The organism is Anabaena sp. FACHB-1391 (assembly GCF_014696755.1).
Lineage (GTDB): Bacteria > Cyanobacteriota > Cyanobacteriia > Cyanobacteriales > Nostocaceae > Dolichospermum > Dolichospermum planctonicum.
The window spans coordinates 172,638-195,873 of record NZ_JACJQS010000002.1 but is presented as its reverse complement, the minus strand read 5'-3'; the positions used below and the strand labels follow the sequence as shown (position 1 = coordinate 195,873).

Sequence of the window (23,236 nt, the reverse complement as noted above, 5' to 3'; positions counted from 1 at the left end):
ACATCATCAGAAAATCCTCATCTTCATCCTGTACATCCTTTCATCCTGGATATCCTGATTCTGACATAAATTAGGTGACAGCTGACAGGGAACAGGGAATAGCTTTTTGAGTAGGATAGCGATAGCGAAGCGCTGCTGCAAGCAGTTCGCTATATAATATAGTAACCCACCATATTAAATCATTGACATCATCAGAAAATCCTCATCTTCATCCTGTACATCCTTTCATCCTGGATATCCTGATTCTGACATAAATTAGGTGACAGCTGACAGGGAACAGGGAATAGCTTTTTGAGTAAGATAGCGATAGCGAAGCGCTGCTGCAAGCAGTTCGCTATATAATATAGTAACCCACCATATTAAATCATTGACATCATCAGAAAATCCTCATCTTCATCCTGTACATCCTTTCATCCTGGATATCCTGATTCTGACATAAATTAGGTGACAGCTGACAGGGAACAGGGAATAGCTTTTTGAGTAGGGTGTGTTAGCTATTCGTAACGCACCATTTTAAATCATTGACATCATCAAAAAATCCTCATCTTCATCCTGTACATCCTTTCATCAGTTGACAGGGAACAGCCAACAAAATGCAAAAAAACCGCGAAAAATTTGCTTTTTAGGTATTGACAAAGGATTTAAAAAATGTTATCCTTATCTTGATAAGGAAGAACTATCTTGCATTTATTTAGCTTGTGGTTGCTAGTTAACCTAGGCTACAGTAATCATAACACCTTCACTTTCATTGCCTAATCTATCCACAGCGCAGACAGCATAAGTACCGGGTGTAACCGTCGCAAAGGTAGTACCAGCGGATAAAATGCGTTTAATTGTCCAATTCGGACCAATTTGAACATACAGAGTCCAAGCACGCACAGGCCGATTATCTCCTGGTTGCCAGTTTAATTTACCATCAACAAACTTGAGATTTTTAGGCGGTATCGGTGTTGCAGAACCTTTCCATGACATACTAGGAACGAGGGCAGGTGTGGGATAATAGGTTTTAAACTCATCACTGATGCCTTGACGATTTTCCTGAATGCCAGTCATACTAAAAAAGATATTACCTAAAGACAAATTAGCCGCTAAATTCCGAGAAATCTGAATTTGCTTGGCAATTTCGCTGTTTTTCCAGGCTTTACCATCCAATTGTCCTAGATTGTTACCGGCATAAACATGACGCTGGCTGCTATTAATTTTAGTCCACCATTGCAGCAGTGCCTCGTAGCTTTGTTTTGTTTGGTCGGTACGCCAGTAGAGTTGAGGCGCAATATAATCTATCCAACCTTGCTGTAACCATTTTTTAGAATCAGCATAAAGGACATTATAGGCATCTAAACCAACAATCCCCGCAGGTTCTCCAGAACGATAGATACCAAAAGGACTAATACCAAATTTCACATCAGGTTTGGTGGCTTTAATTCCCTGAGAAAGTCGCAATACCATTTGATTAACGTTTTCTCGTCGCCAATCTTCTAAACTGAGTTTACCACCTTTAGCTTGATAAGCTGCGTAGGTTTTATGATCGGGAAAAGGTTTACCAGATATGGGATAGGGGTAAAAATAATCATCTAGATGAATAGCATCTACATCATAACGCCGGACAACATCAATAATCACATTGTAGGCCCTGTCTTGAACAATTTTTGCCCCTGGGTCCATCCATAGTTGAGTACCCCATTGATAAACAACTTCTGGGTTAGTCACCGCAATGTGGGGACGGACAGGAGAAACTTGACTATTGGCTCTAGCGCGATAAGGATTGAACCAAGCGTGTAATTCAATATTGCGTAAATGACATTGAGCGATCGCAAATTCCAAAGGATCGTAAAATGGTGTTGGTGCTTTTCCCTGAGTTCCTGTAATCCAAGCACTCCAAGGTTCTAATTCAGAAGCATATAAAGCATCACCTTCTGGTCGTACCTGCAAAACTAAAGCATTAAAATTCAAAGATTGCAACTGTTTAATAATCGCTAATAACTCTGCTTTTTGCTCTTCAACAGTCAGTCCCGGTTTAGAAGGCCAGTCACTATTCCACACAGACGCTACCCAAGCACCTCGGAACTCACGCCGATGACTTACCTTGACAGTCTTAGTATTAGAGACTGGAGATAAAGGTGGAGATGGAGATAAAGCCCCAGGCACAACAATATAAGCAGAAGGAATTTTTTCCGCCTTGCCCAAATATACTAACCCTTGATAAACTACCGCCGCTACATCCGCGCGAGTAGCCGCTGTTTTATAATTAAGGATTTTGACATTGGGATAATTTACTACCCAACCAACGCGAGTCGCTACAGCTATCTGATTAATTCCATAGTAGGGAATTAAAGACCCATCTTGATAAATTTCCGCTAGTTTACTCACTAGGTCTAAACCAACTTGAGCAGCAATTCCCAAGCCATTGACCATGGCTACTAAAACATCACCTTTAAAAATATTTTCATCTATGCCAAACCGCTTATTTGGATACCCTGTCAAGAATCCACTTTCATAAACTTTTTTAATCGCCTTTATCCCCCAATGGGTATCAGGAACATCAACAAAACCCGCATATTCACGTTTCACTGCTGGGGAAAAAACAGCAGCGATGATAGCCGCAAACTCAGCCCGAGTCACAGGGTTATTAGGGCGGAAAGTTCCATCAGGATACCCTTTGAGAATCCCCTTTGCGGCTAAGGCCTCAATGAATGCCCTCGACCAATGACTTTGAATATCGGAAAATGTTATAGGAGTAGATACCATATTTCTGCAGATAGTTACATCCTTTATTAATGTAGCAATATTTAAGCCATAGCTACTAAATTTTTAATCCAGTCAGATATATAAGTTTTTTAAATATCCCTTTAGGAAAAAAATCGCCTCCCTATGTTTATTGAGAATATAGCTGGTTGATTCTCAAGATTATTGAGAATATGGTCAATAAGCTAACGAGTTTACTAGGGTATTGACATCTCCATATTTTGTGGTAATATCATAGTGTATCATCTGAAAGTTTTTATATCTAAAATATATACTGAGAATAATCATTACTAAGTTATAGGCTCAAAATCCAGACAATAAATTCTGTGTTAGGTAAAAGCCAACCATTGAGAATATAAAGTTTTATTTTGTTAACCTGATTAAGTATAATACATGGTAAACTAATCATAATTTGGCAAATATTACCAAATAAGATAAATAACATAACTTATTAGTAATTCAGAGGTAACCAGGAAATCTGCAATCTGAGGATTATGTAAATGCTGCTATATCTAAGAATTGAAAACTTTGCCTTAATTGATCATTTAGAATTAGATTTTGGGGCAGGTTTGAATGTATTAACAGGGGAAACCGGGGCAGGAAAATCAATTATACTAGATGCCATTGATGCAGTTTTGGGTGGTAAAGTCTCTAGTCGAGTCATTCGCACTGGTACAAATCGAACAATGGTAGAAGCAACTTTTAGCGTCACCCCACCCCTAGCTGCTTGGTTAAGTGAACAAGAAATTGATTTAATAGATGATAATGCTGTGATCATCAGTCGAGAAATTGCCACCACCACTAGTAATATTCGCAGTAGATCACGGGTGAATGGAGTCCTGGTAAATCGTCAATTAATGGGAGGATTGCGAGATCATTTAGTAGAAATAACAGCACAAGGACAAACTGTAAAAGTAGGACAATCGGCTCAAGTTCGAGATTGGTTAGATTTATATGGTGGTGATTTATTGTTACAAAAACGCCAAAACGTCACCGCAGCTTTTAGTATATATCAACAAGCACGTCAAGCACTAGAAAAACGCCGAACATCAGAACGGGAAAGGCTACAACAATTAGATCTACTCACATATCAAGTACAAGAATTAGGTGCTGCTAATCTTGATGATCCCCAGGAAATGGAAATATTAAATCAAGAACGAGACCGTCTGAATCATGTTGTTGATTTACAACAAATGAGTTACAAAGTATATCAGGCTTTGTATCAAGATGATCAGGAAACTCCCACGGCCGCTGATTTATTAGCCGATGGAGAGATGATATTAACTCAAATGATAGAGTATGATTCTCAACTACAATCTTTATTAGAATTGGTGCGGGATGCAGTCGCAGCAGTCATGGAAGTGGGTAGACAAATTAATATTTATGGAGAAGGATTGGAAGCAGATCCCCAGCGGTTAGAAGAAGTAGAAGAACGAATACGGGAATTAAAACAAATTTGTCGTAAATATGGTCCAACTTTAACAGAAGCGATCGCTTATTATCAACGTATTCAAAATGAATTAGCTGAATTAAATAATAATGAACAATCTATAGAAACTTTAGAACAAGACGAACAATTATATTTACAACAACTCCATCATCTCAGTCAACAATTAAGTCAATTACGTCGTCAAACTGCGGCTGATTTAGAATCTCGGTTACTAGCTGAACTCAAGCCCCTAGCAATGGATAAGGTAAGATTTCAAGTCGAAATTGTCCCCACTACCCCCACGGCCGCAGGTGCAGATAAAATTACTTTTATGTTTAGTCCTAATCCTGGTGAACCTATTCAACCATTAACCGAAATTGCTTCGGGTGGAGAAATGAGCAGATTTTTATTAGCCTTAAAATCTTGTTTTCACCAAGGAAATGAAGTGGGAACTTTTATTTTTGATGAAATAGATGTGGGAGTTTCCGGTAGAGTTGCCCAAGCTATAGCAGAAAAATTGCATCAAATTAGTCAAGGACATCAAGTATTATGTGTAACCCATCAACCTTTAATTGCAGCTATGGCAGATCGTCATTTTCGCGTCGCTAAATTAGTGATTAATAAAGCCGTAAATAGTAATGATCAACAGCGGACAGTTGTCAGAGTGACAACTTTGGATAATTTAACTACCCGTCGAGAAGAATTAGCACAATTAGCTGGTGGTAAATCCGCAAATGAAGCGATCGCTTTTGCCGAGTCTTTATTATTACAAGCTGCTCATCATCGGGAAAGGAGAACATAAAAAACCATCCAAATCTTAGGATGAGAAATAATAGGTTTACATGATTAATTTCCTTAACTGGGGAACTAAAGCCTGGAAAGCATTTCCCCGATGACTAATTGACTTTTTCAAATCTGTTGTCATTTGGGCAAAAGTCAATTGTTTTTCTGGGACATAAAAAACCGGATCATAACCGAAACCACCATCTCCAGAAGGTGCAAATAAAATTTCACCTTGACAAATACCCTCAGATTGAATTACTATTTCTCCCTGAGGATTAGCAACTGCGATCGCACACACAAACCTAGCTTGACGATTTTTTTCATCACCTAATTCTCTTAATAACCTACCAATCCGTTCTGTATCATTATTTCCATAACGAGCAGAATACACTCCTGGCGCACCATTCAGGGCATTTACCGCCAAACCAGAATCATCGGCTATAGCCCAATTACCTGTAAATTTAGCAGTTTCCGAGGCCTTGAGACAAGCATTTTCCGCAAAGGTCTCCCCTGTTTCTTCCACATCCAAATTTTCCGGTTTTATAGTTAATTCCCAACTAGAATCAGCTAAATAAGCTTGCATTTCCCGTAATTTACCGGTATTTCCTGTCGCTACTACGAGTAATTTAGTCATTCGTCCATTGTCCATTGTCCATTGTCCATTTTCCATTGTGAGGAAAAAGGCAAAAGGTAGAGATTTTACCCACTACCCATTACCCACTACCCACTACCCATTAATTTGATTCAGCCCAAGTTTTTGCCCAATTTAGAGTTTGCTGAACTTGTTCTATTGTTGCTGCTTCACAATAAAGCCGTAAAACTGGTTCAGTACCGCTAAATCTAATCATTAGCCAACTGTTGTCAGCCAGACGGAATTTATAACCATCAATGGTTTGACAACTTATTACCGCCTTACCTGCAATTTCTGTTAAAGGTTGAGATTGTAACTGTTGTAATAGTCGCCCTCTCACTTCCATATTCGCTAGAGGTAAATCAATGCGATCATAGACCGATGAAAAATCAGTTTGTTGTTGTAAATAACGATAATATTCGCCTAGATCTAACCCTGATTCTACCACAGCCTCCAATACATACAGCGCCGATAATAAAGCATCACGTTCGGGAATATGGCTACCATAACCAATCCCACCAGATTCTTCACCACCTAGCAACACCTGTGTAGTTAACATTCTGTCAGCAATGTATTTATAACCTACAGGGGTTTCATAGATAGAAAGGTTATGTAAGGCGGCTACACGAGGCATTAAGTCCGACCCACTGACAGTTTTGACTATTTCCCCCTGAAAGTTGCGCCGCCGGGTCAGGTGGTCAATTAAGATGGGGATTAAAATTTGAGAACTGAGGAAATTAGCATCTTGATCTACCGCTGCAATGCGATCGCAATCGCCATCAAATATCAAACCTACTGTTAAACCAGCTTTATTGCTTTGGCGATGGTTTTTGATGACTGTAAATAGTCGTGACAGGTATTTTGGTAAAGGTTCCGGCGCACCACCTTCAAATAAAGGGTCACGGTCGCTATTTATTTCTTGAACCTGTGACCCTAATAGTCGCGCTAGTCCCCCAGCCGCAGCCCCGTGCATGACATCCACGAATATTGTTAATTTACCAGCAGCAATAACTTGTTTAATCTTGTCAATATCAACTTTACCCGCTAATGCCTGACAATAACTAGGCCAAGGATCAAAACTATGTTCCTGACCTGGAATCGCTACTGGTGGCACTTTTTCTGATAATAAAGCTTCTATCTCTTGTGTAACTTCCGGAGGGACTGAACCACCAAAGGCACTTTTAACTTTTAATCCTAAATATCTACCCGGATTATGACTCGCTGTCACAACTAGCGCCCCTAAAGCCTTGAGTTCTTTAGCCGCCCAGCTATAAGCCGGAGTTGGTGCAGAAGTTTCGCTAAACAGGACATCAAAGCCCACTGCCGTGACAGCATTGGCGACCACACGAGCAAAATCTTCCGCCATAAATCGGCGATCATAACCGACAATAATTGTCCGGCTACCTACCTCGGAAAAGTAAGTATTATGTAAAACCTTGGCGGCTACAGTTGCTACTAACGCCAGGCGTTCAAAGGTAAACTCCTCACCTATCACACCGCGCCAGCCATCTGTGCCAAACTTGATTGGGTTAGTTACAACTGGCATGAAAATATCCTCAATTTCTAATTGAGGATTTTAGCATTTATGCAGGTAATTAGTAATGGGTAATTGATAATTGGTAATGGGTAAAAATCCTTGAGGTGGTAAAATACTTCTATATCTTTATCTTTGAAAATGATTTACCATGACTACTGAAACTACCACAGGTGCTGATGCTATTGACCAAGCGATCGCTAAAGGAATTGATTTTGATGGTTCTCCTATTCCTCCCGCTAAGTTAGAATTGTATGCACAAGTTATGGCTTTAGAAGCCAATAGACAGCGTAGTGGTGTATCCAACACCATGCGTTCTCGCATTGTCCGTATTGGTGCTAAACATATTCCCCAAACTGAACTAGACCAAAAGCTAATTGATGCCGGTTTCGCGCCGCTAAAAGAAAAGGAAATTGCCTTTTTCTACAGCGGTAAATAATCAGTCACTTTAAAAAACAATATGGACGGTATTGGACTCGAACCAACGACCCCATCGATGTCAACGATGTACTCTAACCACCTGAGCTAACCGTCCTTAACCACACAGATTAATAATATATCATCTAAAATATCATCTGTCAACCGCTAAAACCAAAACTTTATTTTAGATATATTTTAGATATATTATTTTACATATATCTAGTTAACTGCACCCGATAACGATCCTTTTTTGTCACCGCAATTTCTCCAACTTCTAACCGACCTTTTCCCCGAATAGCAATTAAATCCCCCGTTTTGACTTGGGAACTGGCTTGAGTCACTTCCTTCCAATTAACGCGCACATCATTGGAGTCTATTAAATCTACCATTTTACTGCGGGACATCCCAAACCCAGCGGAAGCCACCGCATCTAACCGCAAAGAAGCTTCCACAGTCGTTAATTCTTTTTTCTTAGGTTCGCGGATTTTTAACTCGCTAATATCAATGCGTTGAGTTTTCACCGGTACAGACCGCACCTGTTTTAAACTCATCTCTAAAAATTCTCCCAATTCCGGGACAACAATCACCTGCGCCCCTCTTTCCCCCAAAACAATCACATCTCCCGTTTTTTCCCGGACAATTCCCGTTCCCAACATCGCACCTAAAAAATCTCGGTGATTCGCTGTATCAAATAAGAAATTACCAGCAATTTCCAAGGCCATGATAGCAACTTGAGACTGATCTAATGGTAACTCAGCGCGGGCGATCGCTATTCTTTGTCTTTCCGCTTGGGGATATCCACCCCAAGTCACTAAATGCACCTCTGTTAATCGGCTAAATACCCGCTTAATTTCCGCTAACTCTGGCGGAGACAAAAAATCTGTTAATACCACCTCCCAGGTCTTTATAGCCTGGTCTGCTTGATCAATTACACGGGCAATGGTATCGCGGTTTTCAACCCCTTTTAAAAGTTCTTCTCTAGGTAGCATAGAATTATAGCAGTTACAGGAGTTCGGAGTGCGAAGTTCACAAGTATTGTTATTAATTGTTATTCAGAATCCTGATTAATCCTTAAATCCTGGATATCCTGATTCAGACAACAATTACCAATTAATTAATTGATTAATTAATTATTTTCAGCATAACCTTGAATATTTTCCGGGTCAAACTGCCTTAAAATCCGAGTAGCTTGACGGGTCAAAGTTTCCGAACCTCGGACGACAATTAAATACTTACCCGCATCTAAGCGATGACGATAGGGTAAAGCATCACCACCACCCTCAAACAAACCAACACCACCCCCCACAAATACACTACCCATAGCTCCGCTACCAGCGCCCAAAATTCCGCCAATTACATGATTACCGATTTCTCCAGCCCAAGCAAAAGTATCTAAACCAGTAATCAAACTGAAAGTAAAACCAGAAAAAAAGCCAAATGGGACTAACCAAATCGCCATTAATTTTACTTGTTTTTTCGCTTCTTCTTTGGGATCAATTAAACCAAATTCATCAGCACTTTTATAACCTCTACCAAGAATAGTCCCATTTATGCCTTCTTTTTCTAAAGCTAAATCGGCGGCTTCGGCTTGGATACGATCTGATAATACAGCAACAAGATAATTCATTAATCTTCAACTATTTTTTAAATTCCAGTTGACATCATCAGTATATTCACTAATCAGGATTGATCTGATTTTAGCAAGTCTAGAGGCTCACAAAAGTTATTTACACCTTGTTTAAGAACATAAATTAAAACCGGTGTGGCCAGACTTCTAGGAAAGGTCTGTATTGTCCTCAGATGTTCTATCATCTCTTGAATTGACCCATTTAGCAAGTCTTCTCGATATTCCTGTTCACAAATTACAGCCCGCCATTTTTTGGCTAAAGCATCTAACCATTCAGAATTAGTTTGTTCCGGTTGTTGTCCAGCCTTAATAGCCAGAGTCATTACCGCGTCTTCTAAATCTCCATCGCAGTCCTCTATCAAGTCTAATGCTTCCATTGCTTGGGAATCATCTACCATCAGAGAACGAAATTTTGCAATCTCTTGTGATGTAACTTTAGTCATGATCATGAGTTTTTGACCAAAAATCTGGGATACAAGCCCCGTCCACTTCGGCAAGTGTTACAGTGAGCTTGTCGAACTGCTCAGTGCATCGCTTTTAGGACGGCTTTATGTTAAAATTCGGTTATAGTCGCCATAAGGCATTGGGAGACTTTAAACGGACATGGAGGGACGATAAGACCACTTGTGGCGTGTTCCAGTGAAGTGTCAAGAATCATCGCACCTTCAGGTCGGTGAGTATGTCAATAGTTTAGCACTTGCAACATCATTGATCCTTGGTCATTTCTTGTAAGTTGGGTTTCTTGCCTCAACCCAACCTACTAATCTTACCTCTTATTTGAATCCTGACTACTCTAACTGTTTTAATCCTTTGGCTGTAACATACCTTTGTAATTCTGTCAAAGCTCGATTGTAGTCTAATATGGCTTTGACTCGATTTCCCTCGGACCGTGTCAGATCATTTAATGCGTTAATTACATCGGTTTGAGTACCTACACCTGCTTGGAATCTTAACCGCGCTAACCGTAAAGACTCTCTAGCTTGTTCTAAAGCTACATTAGCAGTTTGTACGTTCTCTAAACTTGAGGCTTGGGTGGAATAAGCTTGTTCTACTTGAAAGCGAATCTGGTTTTTTTGTTCAGAAAACTGAGTTTCAGCAATCGCAATACTGGTTTTAGCTTGGGCTGCTCTTGCGGTTCCTGCTCCCCCACCATATAAATTAATGCTGGCTTGTAGTCCTAATGAATAACCATCGCTCACACTAGTTCCGTCATCAAATTGATCTAATAAGTTATATCTCCCTACTAAACTCACCTGTGGACCAGAAGAAGCTAAAGCCTGTTTTATTTGTGCTTCGCCGATTTTTCGCTGTGCTAAAGTTTGTTGTAGTTCAGGACGGTTTTGATAGGCTAAAACGATGCTTCGTTCTAGTGGTTGCTGCCATAAACCTGCTAATTTTACTGGATCAGCCGCACTAATGCTCACTGATTGGGATAAATTCAACAATGGTGCTAATTTGCGGCGGGCAATTTGTTGTTGAGAGATGGAATTAGTTAATTCTTGTTGAGAATTGGCTAGGTTTACTTGCGATCGCAATACATCAAAACGAGTACCAACGCCAGCTTTTTCTAAGGCCATGGCATCTTTTAAACTAGCTTGAGCATTTTCTACCGCTGACTGGGTAATTCTCACGTTTTCATCGGCTTGTTGCAGATCATAATATGCCTTGGACACATTTAGGCGAATTTCCTCAGATTGTCTTTCGACATCCAACTCTTGTACACGTATCCTTTCTTCAGCTTCCTGAATAGCCCCATTGCGTCTACCGGAGGTATACAAATCATATTTTATCTGTGCTGTTCCGCTAAAATTTGTATTTGCTGGAGCATCACCTACTCGTGGGTTGTTTGTTCTAGCTTGGTCAAACTGTAGTGTTGTCCCAACGTTACGACTATTTGTTACATCTGCACTCAAATCTACACTAGGAAATAAAGCCGCTTGAGCTTCCCGCAGAACTGATTTACTGCGTTGTAATTGTAATAGGGACACTTGTAAATCATTGTTATTCCGTTTAGCCAGTTCCAAAGCCTCTGACAAACTAATTGGCCGAGTTGCCTGTATTTTTACTTCCTCCGCTTGTCTTGGAAATAACAGCGGATTCGGGTTAGGATTTAAGTCATTAGGAGTATTAGTAAAATCTACGGACTGACTAAGTTGGGATTTTACATTACTACCAGAAAAGGGTTTACTGGGTTCTGATGTAGTCGGGATAGTTGTTTGCGCTATCCAATCAGAAGTATTTTTAGGTAAACAGGTGTTAGAGGCAAGTAGTAAAGCTGCTTGACTCTTCTGCTGTGGGCATTTACTAGATTCTATTAATTCTGATACACTGGTATTACCGCTGGTAAATTGCTGCTCAGAATTGGGATTATTAACAGCCAGGAAATTATGATTTGATAGATCAGAAAAATTGACAAATCTACCATCATCTTTTTTAAGTATTTTTACCCCCTCATGACCAAGATTATTGTCAGCGGTAATTATTGGTAGACTGTAGTTAACAGCATGACTTATACTACCCTGACGGAAATAACTGCTAAATAATAATCCTGGGTGATTTGTAACTTGTGTGAATAAATTTCTACTATTGGTAGAAATCAAAACATTAGGATAAGACCCTGGCTGTACCTCACTCATGTTCACAAAATTAGCCCAAGCGGGCTGAGTTGTTAATACTGCTACTGTAAAACCGGGTAAGAAACTATGGAATAATTGCTGTCTTTTCACCGCGTCCCCTCACAGAAAAAAATATCAATTTAGCGGCAGAATACTTGTCTTCACCACAAAATATAGCATGATCCATAGATTTGTGAAGGAATATCGCACTCTTCCTATTTTAAGCATCAGAACTCTGTTTGTCTTCAAAACCCTTGACAATGCGAGAAAGTTCTGCTTTTTCATCTATAATAACGCGAGTAGGCGCACCGCTAATAATTCGCTCATAGTTACGCAGTGAATCTTTAATATCTGGTCCGTCGGCTGTGATATTATATTCACGAATGCCCTTATCATGCCAAGAGCCTCGCATTTTAAAGACGTTAATTGCCCGCGACATTTCTCCCCGAATCTCTACATACTGCAACATCAAAATTGTGTCTGTAATTGTGGAAATATGGGAGTCGGTAATGGAATGAGAACCGAGAAACTGGTCTGTAGTATTGGTAAAAAAACCAGTGATTTCTTCTTGTTTAGCATAACCTGTAACACCAATGACAAATTGACGAAAAGCGTTATTACTAACACCTCTAGCCATGGCTGAAAGTGAATCAATGGCAATGCGAGCAGGTTTAAAATGAGATATTTCTGATTTAATAATTTGTAAATGATCTTCTAAGCCAGTTGATTCGGGATAGGTACAAATTATTTTTAACAGTCCTTGATGTTCTAATTCCTCAAAATCAATCCCCCATGAATAAGCATTACGTGAAAGTTGAGCGCGAGATTCTTCATAGGCAAATAATATCGCTCTTTCACCATTAATACAGCCATCTTGGATAAATTTGCTCACTAATAAGGTTTTACCAGTTCCTGTAGCTCCTGTTGCTAAAATAATCGAATCTTTAAAGAAACCACCACCACACATCTGATCAAGAATTTTCACCCCAGAAGATACTCGCACATTAGAGGATCTTTGTGTTAATCGCATTGCTCCCAAGGGGAATATATTAACTCCTTCGTTGGTAATTGTGAAGGGATATTCACCTTTCATGTGAGTTGTTCCCCGTAATTTGAGAATTTCAATAGTTCGACGACGGCGTTCTCCTTCTAAAACGTTGCGAACAATCACTACATTATCAGAAACAAATTCTTCAACGCCAAAAGATGCTACTGGTCCATATTCTTCACCTCTTTCAGTGGTAATGATTGTGGTGACGTTTAATTGTTTCAGACGCGCTACTAAACGGAAAATTTCCCGTCGCACTACTCCTACAGCTTCATATTGTTGAAATATGGCTGTCATTGAATCAATGGAAACTCTTTTTGCTTTATATTTACGAATTGCATATTGTAACCTTTCAATCAGGGCAGATAAATCAAAATTACCGACTATATCTTGACCTTCGGGATCTGGAGAAGCGTCGAGAATAAATAATTTACCCTCATCAATTAAATGTTGCAAATTCCAATTAAAAATATGGGAATTTTTAATAATATCACTGGGTGATTCCTCAAAGGTGACAAATACTCCTGGTTCGTCAAAGTAAGTGATGCCATTATAAAGGAATTGCAGTGATAACAAAGTTTTTCCTGTCCCGGAAGTGCCACTCACTAAGGTGGTTCTACCCACGGGTAAACCCCCATGACTAATATCGTCAAAGCCCTCGATCATTGTCCGAATTTTTTCTACGCCACCAACAGGTATTTTTTTTTGGTCAAACTGCTCTTTTTTTGTCATGGTTTATCTAATATGGATATTCAACCTGGTTTTTTAAAATCAAGAAAGTTTTTGATCATTTTTCATAAATACAGCAGAATCTACTAAGTTAAGAGTCCTTTGGTAAAACCTGCTTAATAATTAAATTGATTTTTTATGAAAATTTTGTACTTCTTTTACCCCCAATCTACTGTATGTTATCCTACTCTTTTTCGTATTCTTCGTTCAATTCTTCATACAGCAGATCCAATCCAATTAATACTCTTTCTCTGTCTGTGAGATCACCAATAATTTTCCGCACCGGCGGCGGCAAAATTTTTGATAATGTCGGAGTGGCAAGAATTTTATCTTCTTCAGCTAATTGGGGGTTTTTCAGGACATCAATTACTTTTAAGGCATAAACACCTTTAAATTCTTGCTCTAAGATGTCTTTGAGGGTTTTTAAGGCTCGCACTGAATTGGGGGTGTTCCCCGCCACGTATAGCTTGAGAACATAGGTTTTTTTGGCTTGATTCATACAATATAGACTCCTAAAAATAAGCAATAAATGTGACAAATAAAAAAAGCAAAGGTTTTGGTTTTATCTATACTTTTAGTATTTACTCACAATCAATGGAGACGCAAATTCTGCTTCGCCACATTCAATTGATTTTAGCAACAGTAGAACGATAGATCTCACAAAGATGTGCCAAAATATCTATTAAGGTTAAACGGTAATCTAGTAATGTTTCATCGCTTCTACCTTCTAGTCTTAATTGTTTGGCAAATTCGTCAATGATTTCCATGTGCATTTCTATAATTTGTGGCACAGGAATATTAGCATAAAATAGGGCGTTGATAAATTTATCAATTTTTTCTTTTATTGCTTTGTCAGTTAGAAAATAATTTACAATAATTTGCCGATAATCTGATTTCAGTTCTTCTAGAATTTCCCGTTTTTCGGTAGTAGTCATATCCTGAAAGTTTTGTGCCTTTCTCTGCTGGGCAAAGGACAGGAAATAATTATTTTTTTTATCTAATGTCTGATTAGGTAAATAGTATATCTGATCAGGTGTAGTAGTAATTGGTAGCCAATACCATTCGCTGATTAATCGGTAGTATTGGCTAAGGAATTTACTCATGAAATTCCATCTGTGAATAAGTAAACCTTTGTGCCTCTTTTGTGCAAATGGTCTACCGCAAATTTGTTTTATATTTATTTGTAAAAGCAATATAGGTACTAACATCTACGGTTGATAAATCATGGGTATTATGTAGGAGTGGGATATATAAGTTAGTAAATAAGCATATTTATTTAGCTTAAATAGGATAACTTATACAAATTGGCGTAGTTGGGAATCATTGATGAGTGCATTAACAGATCAAAATTGGACTTAGGTTACATTACTTTACTCCTTGATAAGATACTTAAACAAACTTAAAGAATTGTCGCATTTTAAATCATTATAATTCCTCAAGGTTCTAAAGCGAATCTTTGGAGTCATAATTATTGTTGTAGTTGTCACTCTCAAAAGTAATGACTTTCAATACAAGTAATAATCTTGTCAAGATGGTTACTTGTTCACCATGAAAATTCACATCTTGCACTGTGAGGGGAAAAATAATCGGTCATTGGCTTCGAGTTCATGTATTTTTTTTGATGCCATGGACTGTCCCAAAGTCATAGCCCAACCCCCAGACTGGCTCTTTATCTAGCCTGTAGCTTACGGATTATTTATGTGTAAATGGTATCAAACTACTGACCGTGTTTAACACCAATGAAAATACCAAAACTATTCAATATTTGGATTTGGTTTGTCTGGATTTATCTGGTTTGAAGGAAATTTTTCAGCGCAGTTTGTCAATATTAGGACTTACGCACGAGTTACGAAACAACGAACGACGAAAGCATGAACCAGGAAGGAGCGCTCGCAAAGCGCCCTCAAAGGATAGAACAGGAAGGAAAGAAGGTTTCTCCAGATATTGTGCGTAATTCCTAAATGTCTAACGGGAATCCCACAATAGCGTAGCCATTCTCAATATTCTGGCCGGATATTGCTTCAGGCTTGAAGACCATCTCAACGAAAGCTAATGGTGAGGCCGGAGTTGATCATCAGAAGAATGACCACTGAGGAATTATATCAATGCTACAGTACCCGCTTTATCAACTTCTAGCAAATGTACCAATCTGCTTAGAAACAAATACTCTAGCAACCGTGCTGGATATTTTTACCGAAGAACAGTGCGATCGCTTGATGGTAGTCAATTCACAACAAGTCCCAATTGGTTTGTTATACTCTGCTCGGTTACTGCCACAATTATTAGCAGCAACTACTGATGACTACCTTTTAAATTTACAGCGACCAATCTCACAAGTGGATAAATCGCTCCTAGAACCAATACAAACCATATCAGCCGCAGAGAGTCTAGAACATTTCCGCCTATTTTTAAAATACCAAGAAACTAAACAACAAAGAAATTTAGATTGGGCATTGGTTGACTCAGATGGTAAACTCCTGGGAATAGTGGATATTTTACGCTTATTGCAACTCTTAGCTGAAAACAAAAATCCTATTAACTCAATCATCAATCAGGAAAAAGAACCGCCGAAAATACACACATCCATAGTCCATTTGTTGGGGCAACTGCCTTGGCCAATTATGTTACAAAATAGTCATGGCAAAGTAATCACGCAAAATCCTGCTTGGTGGCAACAATTGGGAGCATTAAAAGACATCGAAGGAGTTAGAAAACAGGTAGAGACCATACTTGCCCCAACGCATGCTCAAAAATCTGCTTATATTTATGCTAATGGGTCTGAAAATCAGAAACCAGATCCTTTCACGAGTCCCAAAACAACTATCTCCCCAACGGTTTTTTCACCTGATGAGTCATCAGCTTTACCATTTCTGGAAGAGTCACCCGTCAATGTAAATAGTAGTTCTGATCGCTGTGTTTTAGATACGCATCTGGGTATTTGTACTTGTGTGGTGGAAATCAAAAATGGTCAGGAACGGGTTTGGCAATTTGCCAAAATCCCTTTGGATAGTAGGGAGTTGCAAATTTGGGTTTCTGAGTCACAAGTGCCAGCAACTACCGACGACCTGTGGCTGATATTAGCCACAGATGTAACGGAACAACAACAACTTTGCAAGGAATTGGCAACAAAAAACGCCGATTTGATTCAACTCAATCGCTTAAAAGATGAATTTTTAGCTTGTATCAGTCACGAATTAAAAACACCACTAACGGCAGTTTTAGGACTATCTCGACTACTTGTAGACCAACAGTTGGGACAATTAAATGAGCGCCAAGCTCGTTATGCTGGGCTAATTCACCAAAGTGGCAGACATTTGATGAGTGTAGTTAATGATATTTTAGATTTGACTCGCATGGAAACTGGACAAATGCAACTCACCTTCACCCCAGTACAAATTCAGGTAGTATGTGAACGAGCTTTGTCAGATGTCAAAAACATCCATCAGCAAACTCACAAAACTCAACAATTATCCCCAGCAGAAAATCAAAATTCTTCTCATCGTCAATTTAGTCTGGCCATTGAACCGGGTTTAGAACAAATGGTAGCGGATGAATTACGCTTGCGTCAAATGCTGGCACATCTACTTTCTAATGCTTTTAAATTCACAGAAGTATCTGGAGAAATTGGGTTACGGGTAAGTCGTTGGGAAGGCTGGATTGCTTTTACTGTCTGGGATACAGGTATTGGGATTCCTGAACAACAACAACATTTAATCTTTCAAAAATTCCAGCAATTAGAAAACCCCCTCACCCGTCAGTTTGAAGGAACGGGTTTAGGATTAGTCTTAACCAGAGCTTTGGCTCGCTTACATGGTGGAGATGTCAGTTTCCTATCTCGTGAGGGTAAAGGTAGTCAATTTACCCTGCTTTTACCACCGAGTCCACCAAAACTCAGTTTTAGTGACTCTGAAGATATAAAACCAGAAAAGCGGGAAATAGGCAACACTGCCAATTCTTCCCGTCAAAATCTCCATAATTCTCCACAATACCAACCTAATTCCTCACCAAGATTGGTGTTAGTGGTGGAAGCAGTAGCCCAATATATTGAAGAATTAACTGAACAACTCAAAGGTTTAGGTTATCGTGTTGTCATTGCTAGATCGGGAACAGAAGCATTAGAAAAAGCTCGACGTTTACAACCAAAGGCTATATTTTTAAACCCTTTATTACCTTTACTCTCAGGTTGGGATGTTTTAACTATATTGAAATCTGATGCTTTAACTCGTCACATTCATGTTGTTGTCACGGCTACAGCGGCTGAAAAGGAGCAAGCACTTACTAAACAGGCTGATAGTTTTTTAAGTTTACCCATCAAACACCACCTATTGACTACACTATTAGAAAAATTATCCACATCTCTAAACGTTCAGCATTCAGAGATGGAAAATAATCACCGTCCTCAGATTGTCCCTCTACGAATTCTCCGGTTAGTAAATCCAGAATTAGAAGCGGTTAATCTCTACCCTTCCCTCCGAGAACATCGAGTTATTGAAGTAGATGATTTAGATCAAGCAGATTTGTTAGCACGAGTCTGGCAGTTTGATTTGATATTACTAGATATGGAAATTTCTACGGCTCGCACTTATCTACAACAATTAACTAAACACCAGCGATTAGCAACTTTACCATTGGTCACTTGTGATGTTGCTACTACTTTAGCTGCTTCCCAAATACCAGGATTGTCTGTATTTCCTTGTTTAAGTCCCTTGCATCAGGAAAATGATGCCCACAATTACCAGGGAAATGCTTTATCATCTGTATTACAAATTGCCGCTGGCATCAGTTGTCCACTCAGTATTCTTGTGGTAGATATAACGTCGTTGCATGATTTACCCAAAATAAATCGCAAACCAGTCAAGAATTATCAGTTAATTAAAAATTCTCCTCTCAATCTCAAAAATCAGCCGGGTAATAGAGGCTATGAATGGTTTCAAGCTCTAATTCAATACTTACAAACTGCTGGTTTTAGAGCTTCTATTGCTAGTTGTTGGTCCGAAGTTTTACAACAAGTTAGTCATAAAAGTGTTGACTTACTATTAATTTGTTTACAGGAAACGCCGATGCATCAAGAAGTACACAAAGCTATACAATCCTTGGGGGATTTATCCTTTAAATTACCCCCAATTTTGGTACTTGACCAAAAATTAAACCAGCCTAATTATGAAAATAGCTCTCAATCCCGTAAGCACAGATATACATCTTCTGTAGAAACTGCGGTAAGTGAAATTGCTACCCAGATATTACCCCGTTCTATCTCTATGGAAGAGCTATTAACTCAGATAAATCAAGCTTTATCTAAGGTTTGCTCATAGCCTGCGTGCCATCATACTTACATTATTTTTGTATAAATATTTCCAGAAAATTTTAATAATTACGGTTTTCATCCGCAGCGGTCGTGGTATGATGATAGTGCGTAAATAATGGGATGTGAAAACTAATCTAAATACCCACGCATTCCCATTATAAAAATACCATCCCCGCAGGCGGAAGTCAATAGGCTTAACCTAAAAAAAGAAAATTTTTTGATGATAAAATTAATACTACGGTAATGAAATTTCAGGATGGATTTAACTTATCCTTGTTGACTCTTGGCAAAGAAATGCGAATTAAATGATAAGCTCCTTTTGTGGCTAGACTTTTGTAAGTATCTGGTTGTAACTTCATTTCTGGAAATTTTTCTTGCTCAATAAGCATTAATAATGATAATTTAGTTTTTGAGAATCCTGGGTTTTGAATATATTTTAAAGCTGCTTGGGAAAATTTGATGTAATTAACATTTTGCTTCGTGTAAAACGTCACAGTAGGTTTTTTGAAACCAACCATAATCAATTCTTCATTGGGTTGTTTTAATTCAACAATTAAAGCTGATAATTCCCTAAGAGGTAACTGACGCTGTTGGTCCATAATTAAAATTGCAGGCATTAAAGAAATAGCAATAAAGGCTGTAAATCCCACTAAATTAATTATGATAATCTGTCGGTAACGGTGAGTTAAGATCAAGATAGACGAGATCAGAGCAATTATTAACCAAATTATGCCTCCATATTTGAGTATACCTGATTTCTCCATTTCTGCATATAATTTAGGAGCCGCAGGATCAGGTCCAACAATTTGGGGAAGATTAAATAGAGCAATAGAAATGAAAGTAATAAAAGCTACATTTATCCAACCACTGATACGTAAAGATGCGAGATGGGTTGGGGTGGGGTTTTGTGAAATGGGGAAAATATCACTCCAGGATAATGCCACAAGAATAGCTGCCGCTGGCATCAAGGGTAACACATAACTGGGTAATTTGGTGACGGAAACGGTGAAAAATCCAAATACTCCCAAAAACCATAAACTGACAAATAAACCTAAGTGTTGAGACCGTTCTTGTTTTAGCCAATATGATCGCTGCCACAATTTTAGCTTCACTAGGGACGCAGGGATATATACTGCATAAGGAGCAAAACCCAGCAACACAACTAAAAAGTAGAAATACCAAGGCGCTGAGTGACCATTGACAACTTCCGTAAAACGTTCTATGTTATGATACACAAAGAAAGCGTTAATGAAATTCCAGCCATTACGCCAAGTTACTAAAATATACCAGGGAAGTGATAAAACTAAAACTATAACCATGCCCAAAATCGGCCGCATTTCCCGCCAAATTTGCCAAAATTTGCCGACATACAAGGCAAAAGCAATCATAATTAGTCCTGGTAAAACAATTCCTACCGGACCTTTGGTTAATATTGCTCCAGCAATTAAAACATAACTTGCTAAGTACCATTGGTTAGGAAATTGCCAATTAGCAATGACAATTGCTCTCTTATTCTGAGCATATCCCAGAAAAAAACATAACAAAGTTGAACCTATACAACCGGTGAGCAACATATCAGAAACCCCGGTTCTGCCCCAAACGATCATTTCTGGGTTAAGCACCATTAAAGCTGCGGCTACGGCTGCTGTCAAGTAACGTCTGGGTAAGTTGGTAACTTGTTCTAATTCGTCCTTTTGAGTAAAATACCACTGTACAGTATAAAACGCCAAAACAGTTACGCCCATAGCTGATAATACGGAAGGGGTACGGGCAGCCCATTCATTCACGCCCATAATAGAATAGGCGATGGCTTGACACCAATAAATTAAAGCAGGTTTGTCAAAGCGAGTTACTCCGTTAAAAAACGGAGTAATCCAATCACCAGTAAGTAGCATTTGTCGGGAAGCTTCGGCAAAAAGTGGCTCAGTTTCATCAATTAAGCCCACATTACCCAAATTCCAGCCAAAAGCTATCCAACCAATTACCAATAACCACAGAGACGAAACCGCTACAGCTAAAACTGGACGCTGTTGTAAATCATGAAACCACTTTTCAACCATTTTACCGGAAATACTCACTTTTATGTCCATGCAGTTGTACTTAAAGACGCGGTAATCGTGTCCTGGCTACTACACAATAGTTTACACTCAAACAAAATACAAATAAACTCCTGCCGTGATCAATTACCTATTTTGTAACACCAACTGCCATTCTTGTCTTTGAGGTTGCCATTGGGGGGAGGAAGTTTCCCCGACGACATAGGGTCCCCAATAGTGTCGAGAACCATCTTGGGCAAAAGCTGCTAAAATGTCACCTTTCTCCAGTCTTAAATTAGCTTGAGGTAAGGATACAACTAATCCTGTCTCACTTCCCTCCTCTGGTGCAAAATCCCAATGAGCGGGGGGTGTAGATTTGATTTTATTAATATTGGCACTTTTTTGAGATAATTGTCTGGCTAATAATACCAAACGTACGGGCTGAGTTGTTTTGTTGCTCACGCGCAGCAATCCTGGTACTTTGGTTTTAGTATCTGAATTAACCTGATTAGACAAAACGGTAGACTCTCTTTTTTGGCTACTCGATTCTACTGGTTGAATTGGTGTACTATTTGAATTAGTTTCCTCTCCATTAATTTCAGTGTTTGTCACTCCAGATGGTGTATTTCTGGTAACTTTTGATACTGTTTCTGGATTTGTAGACTCAAAAGATATGCTGACATTTAACCATGCTGCTATCATCCCAATTAGTCCTAATGCCAAAAAAACAATCATCAAGTTACGATACTGATACATGGAATCTTTCATAGTCAGATACAGTTAGAAATAAAATTAAAGGCTAGCCTAAAACGATTATGTTTATCAATGATCCCCAATGGTAATTAAACGGGTTTACTTAGATTATCCAAAGTAGATTATTCAATTTCACAGCATCAAAACTAGTTTTTCTCACCCTGTTTTCTGTTCTTTGCTACCATGCAAAATACTCGTCTCAACAACCTGTTAGACACCATAACTAGAAGCCTAAGTCAATGGTTTCTTAATCCTTGGCGGCGGTTATCATTGATACTAATTAGTTTTTTGTTTGGCTTTTTTTTGGGATCAGCAGTATCAACAACCGCTGGACAAAAATCAGAATTAGACATTGTAGTAGCTGCATTTTTAGTTGTATTTACTGAGATATTTAGTAAATTATTTTACAGTCGCTCCTGGTTGGCGCGGGCAGCACTTTGGGTAGAAACACTCAACTATTTGAAAGTTGGTTTTATCTACAGCCTATTTCTAGAAGCTTTGAAACTGGGTTCGTAATTTTATGAGTAGTGAATGGCTAAGTAAAATTTTCACAATGGATACGTCTTGGCAACTATTAGCACAAGCCGCAGCATTGGCAGATCCTTTGAGAGCTAAGGTATTTAATATCACTGCTGATAATGTAGCCCAAGTTATGCAAAGGAGAGGGGACTTATTGAAGTTAGTTTTCCCTGATTTTAGCCAGTTTTGTCAAACTACCTTAAAAACTGAACCCCAAAAAATGTTAGAGGTACTATGGGATTTGTGGCTACCTTTGAGTATCAAAATTGCAGACCAGCGTCAACAGTTAGGTAAACCTTTTATCCAAGGGATTTTAGGTTCACAAGGAACCGGTAAAACTACCATGTCTAAAATACTGGTTTTGATTCTCCAGCAGTTGGGATACCAGACTTTAAGTTTGTCCTTGGATGACTTGTACAAAACTTATAATGATCGTTTGGTCTTAATACAACAGGATTCTCGTTTGCTTTGGCGCGGACCGCCTGGAACCCACGATATTCACCTAGCTTTAAGTGTACTCGATCAAATTGCTCAAGGCAAGGGTCCTGTCATGGTTCCTAGATTTGATAAATCTGCTTATGGGGGCGTTGGCGATCGCACTACTCCTGAATTTATCACAAATCCTGTAGATATTGTTCTCTTTGAAGGTTGGTTTGTGGGTGTAAAACCAATTCACCCTAGAGCGTTTTTAACTGCACCACCACCCATTATTACAGATGCAGATAGAAAATTTGCTGCTGATATGAATGATCAACTTAAAGATTATTTACCACTTTGGGAAAGATTGAATAGTTTAATAGTTCTTTATCCTACAGATTATCGTTATTCTTTAGTATGGCGAAAACAAGCGGAAAAACAAATGATTGCTACTGGTAAATCAGGAATGAATGAATTACAAATAGAGGAATTTGTGAATTATTTTTGGCGTTCTTTACACCCGGAATTATTCATTAATCCTTTAATTCAATCATTATCTGTTGATTTAGTAATTGAAATTAATGCTGATCATAGTTTTGGTAAGTTTAGATCCCCGACTTTTTGAAACGAACCACTCCAGGCACA

General features: G+C 38.8%; 17 protein-coding genes and 1 tRNA gene. 5 read left to right on the top strand and 13 right to left on the bottom strand.

Going from position 1 to position 23,236, the window contains the following annotated elements; all coding sequences use genetic code 11:
* Positions 1–714 precede the first annotated feature (714 nt).
* Entirely contained in the window at positions 715–2,748 is a 2,034-nt protein-coding gene (locus H6F62_RS01935; RefSeq protein ID WP_190371188.1) for a family 10 glycosylhydrolase, read from the bottom strand.
* Between the two features lie 497 nt (positions 2,749–3,245).
* Here H6F62_RS01935 and recN point away from each other — a divergent pair, with 497 nt between their 5' ends.
* Entirely contained in the window at positions 3,246–4,976 is a 1,731-nt protein-coding gene (recN, locus tag H6F62_RS01930) for a DNA repair protein RecN (RefSeq protein WP_137906774.1), read from the top strand.
* 36 nt (positions 4,977–5,012) lie between these two features.
* On the opposite strand, the gene rdgB is transcribed toward recN, so the two are convergent.
* Positions 5,013–5,591, bottom strand: coding sequence for an RdgB/HAM1 family non-canonical purine NTP pyrophosphatase (rdgB, locus tag H6F62_RS01925; protein WP_190371187.1), 579 nt, complete (start codon positions 5,589–5,591; stop codon positions 5,013–5,015).
* 100 nt (positions 5,592–5,691) lie between these two features.
* A complete protein-coding gene (locus H6F62_RS01920) occupies positions 5,692–7,134 on the bottom strand; it encodes a phosphoglucomutase/phosphomannomutase family protein (protein WP_190371186.1) in 1,443 nt (480 codons plus the stop codon).
* 139 nt (positions 7,135–7,273) lie between these two features.
* Between H6F62_RS01920 and H6F62_RS01915 the strand changes: the two genes are divergently transcribed.
* Complete coding sequence (locus H6F62_RS01915) at positions 7,274–7,561, top strand: DUF4090 family protein (protein WP_028090770.1); 288 nt, start codon at positions 7,274–7,276, stop codon at positions 7,559–7,561.
* Between the two features lie 22 nt (positions 7,562–7,583).
* Here H6F62_RS01915 and H6F62_RS01910 read toward each other — a convergent pair.
* From H6F62_RS01910 to H6F62_RS01875, 8 genes are all read right to left on the bottom strand, one after another.
* A tRNA-Val gene (locus tag H6F62_RS01910) sits at positions 7,584–7,657 on the bottom strand.
* Between the two features lie 94 nt (positions 7,658–7,751).
* Positions 7,752–8,531: a photosystem II S4 domain protein gene (locus H6F62_RS01905; protein ID WP_137906771.1), complete on the bottom strand. Its 780-nt coding sequence runs from the start codon at positions 8,529–8,531 to the stop codon at positions 7,752–7,754.
* A gap of 137 nt (positions 8,532–8,668) precedes the next feature.
* A complete protein-coding gene (locus H6F62_RS01900; RefSeq protein WP_190371185.1) occupies positions 8,669–9,169 on the bottom strand; it encodes a hypothetical protein in 501 nt (166 codons plus the stop codon).
* Between the two features lie 53 nt (positions 9,170–9,222).
* Positions 9,223–9,612 (bottom strand): hypothetical protein, encoded by a 390-nt coding sequence (locus H6F62_RS01895; RefSeq protein WP_028083973.1) that lies wholly within the window; start codon positions 9,610–9,612, stop codon positions 9,223–9,225.
* 345 nt (positions 9,613–9,957) lie between these two features.
* Positions 9,958–11,895, bottom strand: coding sequence for a TolC family protein (locus tag H6F62_RS01890; protein ID WP_190371184.1), 1,938 nt, complete (start codon positions 11,893–11,895; stop codon positions 9,958–9,960).
* A gap of 109 nt (positions 11,896–12,004) precedes the next feature.
* Positions 12,005–13,564, bottom strand: coding sequence for a circadian clock protein KaiC (kaiC, locus tag H6F62_RS01885; protein ID WP_028083971.1), 1,560 nt, complete (start codon positions 13,562–13,564; stop codon positions 12,005–12,007).
* A 181-nt stretch (positions 13,565–13,745) separates the two neighbouring features.
* Positions 13,746–14,060, bottom strand: a complete 315-nt coding sequence (gene kaiB / locus H6F62_RS01880) for a circadian clock protein KaiB (protein WP_028083970.1) — start codon at positions 14,058–14,060, stop codon at positions 13,746–13,748.
* A gap of 124 nt (positions 14,061–14,184) precedes the next feature.
* Positions 14,185–14,769 carry a KaiA family protein gene (locus tag H6F62_RS01875; RefSeq protein WP_190371183.1) on the bottom strand — a complete coding sequence of 195 codons (585 nt, stop codon included), beginning with the start codon at positions 14,767–14,769 and terminating at the stop codon, positions 14,185–14,187.
* Positions 14,770–15,666: 897 nt separating this feature from the next.
* Between H6F62_RS01875 and H6F62_RS01870 the strand changes: the two genes are divergently transcribed.
* Entirely contained in the window at positions 15,667–18,873 is a 3,207-nt protein-coding gene (locus tag H6F62_RS01870; protein WP_137906767.1) for an ATP-binding protein, read from the top strand.
* A gap of 244 nt (positions 18,874–19,117) precedes the next feature.
* Here H6F62_RS01870 and H6F62_RS01865 read toward each other — a convergent pair whose 3' ends face one another.
* Both H6F62_RS01865 and H6F62_RS01860 read right to left on the bottom strand, forming a co-directional pair.
* Positions 19,118–20,956 carry a glycosyltransferase family 39 protein gene (locus H6F62_RS01865; protein WP_137906766.1) on the bottom strand — a complete coding sequence of 613 codons (1,839 nt, stop codon included), beginning with the start codon at positions 20,954–20,956 and terminating at the stop codon, positions 19,118–19,120.
* A 93-nt stretch (positions 20,957–21,049) separates the two neighbouring features.
* Positions 21,050–21,670: a hypothetical protein gene (locus H6F62_RS01860; RefSeq protein WP_137906765.1), complete on the bottom strand. Its 621-nt coding sequence runs from the start codon at positions 21,668–21,670 to the stop codon at positions 21,050–21,052.
* Between the two features lie 168 nt (positions 21,671–21,838).
* Between H6F62_RS01860 and H6F62_RS01855 the strand changes: the two genes are divergently transcribed.
* Both H6F62_RS01855 and H6F62_RS01850 read left to right on the top strand, forming a co-directional pair.
* Positions 21,839–22,171, top strand: a complete 333-nt coding sequence (locus tag H6F62_RS01855) for a DUF565 domain-containing protein (protein ID WP_190371182.1) — start codon at positions 21,839–21,841, stop codon at positions 22,169–22,171.
* 4 nt (positions 22,172–22,175) lie between these two features.
* Positions 22,176–23,216 carry a glycerate kinase gene (locus tag H6F62_RS01850; protein ID WP_137906763.1) on the top strand — a complete coding sequence of 347 codons (1,041 nt, stop codon included), beginning with the start codon at positions 22,176–22,178 and terminating at the stop codon, positions 23,214–23,216.
* Positions 23,217–23,236: the final 20 nt, after the last annotated feature.